The organism is Methanosaeta sp. UBA458, assembly GCF_002496085.1.
GTDB lineage: Archaea > Halobacteriota > Methanosarcinia > Methanotrichales > Methanotrichaceae > Methanothrix > Methanothrix soehngenii.
On record NZ_DAIK01000070.1, the window covers coordinates 1 to 2,546 of the forward strand.

At 53.1% G+C, this 2,546-nt stretch carries 4 protein-coding genes; 2 read left to right on the forward strand and 2 right to left on the reverse strand.

Features of this window, described 5'->3' with window-relative positions:
• Positions 1–17 precede the first annotated feature (17 nt).
• Both BP822_RS04875 and BP822_RS04880 read right to left on the reverse strand, forming a co-directional pair.
• The gene (locus BP822_RS04875) at positions 18–509 is read right to left on the reverse strand and encodes a Tfx family DNA-binding protein (RefSeq protein ID WP_286877839.1); all 492 of its coding nucleotides are present in this window, start codon (positions 507–509) and stop codon (positions 18–20) included.
• The gene (locus BP822_RS04880) at positions 506–730 is read right to left on the reverse strand and encodes a hypothetical protein (protein WP_276987905.1); all 225 of its coding nucleotides are present in this window, start codon (positions 728–730) and stop codon (positions 506–508) included. Before BP822_RS04880 ends, BP822_RS04875 begins: the two co-directional genes overlap by 4 nt.
• A 24-nt stretch (positions 731–754) precedes the next feature.
• On the opposite strand from BP822_RS04880, the gene BP822_RS04885 reads away from it, so the two are divergent.
• Both BP822_RS04885 and BP822_RS04890 read left to right on the forward strand, forming a co-directional pair.
• The gene (locus tag BP822_RS04885; RefSeq protein ID WP_286877840.1) at positions 755–1,534 is read left to right on the forward strand and encodes a sulfide-dependent adenosine diphosphate thiazole synthase; all 780 of its coding nucleotides are present in this window, start codon (positions 755–757) and stop codon (positions 1,532–1,534) included.
• Positions 1,535–1,596: 62 nt separating this feature from the next.
• On the forward strand, positions 1,597–2,546 hold a 950-nt coding region (locus BP822_RS04890), incomplete at its 3' end, for an NAD-dependent epimerase/dehydratase family protein (RefSeq protein WP_349681846.1).

A 2,546-nucleotide genomic window follows, 5' to 3' on the forward strand; every position in this document is an offset into this window, starting at 1 on the left:
TTTAGGGCGGGGAGCAGTCACTCTGCTACCTCAACCATCGTCTCCCCATTCTCGTTCACATAGATCCGGACATCCCTCCCCAAAACTCTCTTATGGAAGAGACGGGGCGCATTTCGCCGCAGTTGGACCAGTATGTCCATCGATGTCACATGCAGCCTGATACCCATTTCATCGGCAGCTGCAAAGATCATCCTGGGGATCTCGAAGACATCCGTTCCGCCCTTTACGAATAAGGAAATCGGAGCGCGAATCATCATCCACTGCTGAACGGTCCTCTGCGCCCGAGCAATGTTCTGGTGAGCCCTCTTCTCCAGAATGCTGATATTGGAGCGGGTAGTCCCCAGCCGATCGGCCACATCCTGCTGAGAGAGGCCCTGATGGCGCATCTGCAGCACCTCAAGCTGCCTTTTGGTCAGAAAGGAATAGGAGGATCCTTCCGCATCCATTTCCAATCTTTCCGAATCACCCATCTCTGCCGCTCCTTCTTCTTCAAAAATCATCTTTATCATCTCATAAATTGGAGGTATAAAAAGATAAATTCATCCCTTTTATCCTTTGATATAAAATCACTGGGATCAATTGTCCCGCCATGTCCCGCAGGAGGTAATCGACAGCTGCGTCCTTCTTGATATCCTGCAGAAGGGCCGCTCCCCAGAGGCTTCTCGATTCCTGGACCAGCATTATATGGCAATAATGGACACTTCACGCCGATAAGGGATATCTTTATCATTTATCGCTCACTAGCAGGGGCACTATGTCTCTGGATGAGGTTATGGTCACAAAGGCCATTGTTGAAGGCTATCTAGAGAGCTTTCTGGAGAATACAGAGGTAGAGGCAGCATTAGTGGGCGCGGGGCCCGCCAATCTGGTAGCGGCCAAGCGTTTGGCTGAGGCAAATATCAAGACAGTGCTCTTTGAGAAAAGGCTCTCCGTCGGTGGTGGTCTATGGGGCGGCGGCATGATGTTTCCCAGGATCGTAGTACAGCAGGCGGCAACTCGCATACTTGAGGAGTATGGCATTCGGTATCATGAGCACTGCAAGGGGTACTATGTCGCAAATTCAATCGAGACTGTGGCCAAGCTGACGGCTGGCGCAATTGATGCAGGCGCACAGATCGTCAATCTGGTTACAGTCGAGGATGTAATGATTCGTGAGCAGGATCGCGTGGTGGGCCTGGTCATAAACTGGACTGCAGCAGAGATGGCTCAGATCCACGTTGATCCCCTCTGCATTCGAGCCAGGTATGTCATCGACGGCACAGGCCATGAGGCATCGGTCTGCCGGGTGGTGGCACGCAAAATTCCGGGAGCGATCATCGGCATAGATGGGGTAAAGGGCGAGAAGCCCATGTGGGCAGAAGTGGGTGAGAGGACCGTGGTGGAGATGACACAAGAAGTCTACCCTGGCCTGGTTGTGGCAGGCATGGCTGCTGCTGCCGTCTGCGGCGGCCCAAGAATGGGACCCATTTTTGGAGGCATGCTCCTATCAGGAGAAAAAGCGGCAAGAATCGTCATCGGGAATCTGAAGAAATAATCTAAGATCCTCTCCCACAGGAAGCTCCAAAATCTTGATTAAGCTGAATAGAGCTTCATCTGATGATGTTAAAGAATAGATCCATCCTCGTCACCGGAGGTGCAGGCTTCATCGGCAGTCACCTGGTGGAAAGGCTGCTTTTGGATAATGAGGTGACAGTGCTGGATAACTTCAGTTCAGGAAGAATCGAGTTCCTCGAGCCTTATCGGGATATTGCGGATTTTCATCTCCTTACTGGAGACCTCATGAATCCCAAAATGCTGGATCGGGCAGTATCCGGAAAGGACTTCATCTTCCACCTGGCCGCCAATCCCGATGTGAAGCTGGGGGCAGAGAACACTCATGTTCATCTGGAGCAGAATGTGCTGGCAACCTACAATCTCCTGGAGGCTATGAGAAAAAATGACGTGCGCCAGATGGCATTCACCTCCACCTCCACCGTCTACGGCGAGGCGGCTGAGGTCCCCACTCCCGAGGACTACGGCCCGCTTCTACCAATCTCCCTCTATGGGGCTTCCAAGCTCTCCTGCGAGGCGCTGATCTCCTCTTACTGCCATACCTTCCAGATGCAGTCCTGGATCTACCGGTTTGCCAATATCGTGGGCGAGCGGGGGACACATGGAGTCCTGGTGGACTTCATCAGAAAGCTGCGAGAGAATCCCGGAAAACTGGAGATCCTGGGCTCAGGAAAGCAACGCAAGTCCTACCTGGAGGTGAAAGATTGCGTCCGGGCCATGATTCATGCAGTCGAGCATTCCACGGGCGAGGTCAATGTCTTCAACATAGGATCCGAGGACTCGGTGGACGTCACCGAGATTGCAGATATCGTGGTCGGGCAGATGGGCCTTGATGGGGTCGAGTATAACTACACCGGTGGAATCGATGGCCGGGGCTGGAGGGGGGATGTAAAACTGATGCTTCTCTCCATTGAGAAGATCAAAATGCTGGGCTGGAGTCCAGAGCTGGGATCGGCCAGGGCTCTGGAAGTGGCGGTGAAGGCGCTTCTAAAGGA

What these genes read in the sequence shown, in the direction of transcription:
- BP822_RS04885 (WP_286877840.1), top strand. Translation starts at nt 755, where the DNA reads ATGTCTCTGGATGAGGTTATGGTCACAAAGGCCATTGTTGAAGGCTAT.
- BP822_RS04880 (WP_276987905.1), bottom strand. Translation starts at nt 730, where the DNA reads ATGATAAAGATATCCCTTATCGGCGTGAAGTGTCCATTATTGCCATAT.
- BP822_RS04875 (WP_286877839.1), bottom strand. Translation starts at nt 509, where the DNA reads ATGATAAAGATGATTTTTGAAGAAGAAGGAGCGGCAGAGATGGGTGAT.